This is a genomic window from Massilia sp. 2TAF26 (assembly GCF_052115005.1).
Classification (GTDB): domain Bacteria; phylum Pseudomonadota; class Gammaproteobacteria; order Burkholderiales; family Burkholderiaceae_D; genus Telluria.
In genome coordinates, this window is the sequence record NZ_JBFRFV010000100.1 from 1 (window position 1) to 530 (window position 530).

The 530-nt window shown below is 62.1% G+C and carries 1 protein-coding gene; it reads left to right on the forward strand.

Annotation, left to right across the window (positions count from 1 at the left end; all coding sequences use genetic code 11):
* Positions 1 to 472, forward strand: a 472-nt coding sequence (locus AB4Z32_RS27635; protein WP_442125005.1) for a hypothetical protein, incomplete at its 5' end; no start/stop codon positions are given.
* Positions 473 to 530: the final 58 nt, after the last annotated feature.

The following is a 530-nucleotide window of genomic DNA, read 5'->3' on the forward strand; positions in this document are numbered from 1 at the left end:
TAACAGGGTAGTGACTCCCGCGCCGGCAGGCCTAACCCTTACGGGTTATGCACCGTCGTTCGGACAGACAAGTAATCAAATCGTTGCACCGGGCGCGGCTGCGTTGAATATTGTTGGCTTCGCGCCGAGCATCACGCAAAGCGGCGGTGTCACGATTACACCTGGCACAGCGACGTTATCGATTGCTGGGTACGCCCCCACCTTTGCCCAACCGAAGACGATTTCGCCCGGCGCGGCCAGCCTGACCCTGTCCGGCTTCGCACCATCGATCACGCAAACTGCGGCGCAGTATGTTTCGCCCGGCGCTGCTGTGCTGATGTTGACCGGCTACGCTCCGACGATTACGCAAAGTTCGCAATACGCCCGCGCGCCAGCAGGTGCTGGCTATTCGCCTGGCCGCGACGAGGCCACCAGCCGACCAGAGGCATCAGGTGGCGGACGGCAAGCCGCAACACAAAGGAATCAACGATGACGGTACGGCTGATCACACCTCCTGCAGCGCTGGCCCTGAGCCTCGCTGACGCGAAGGA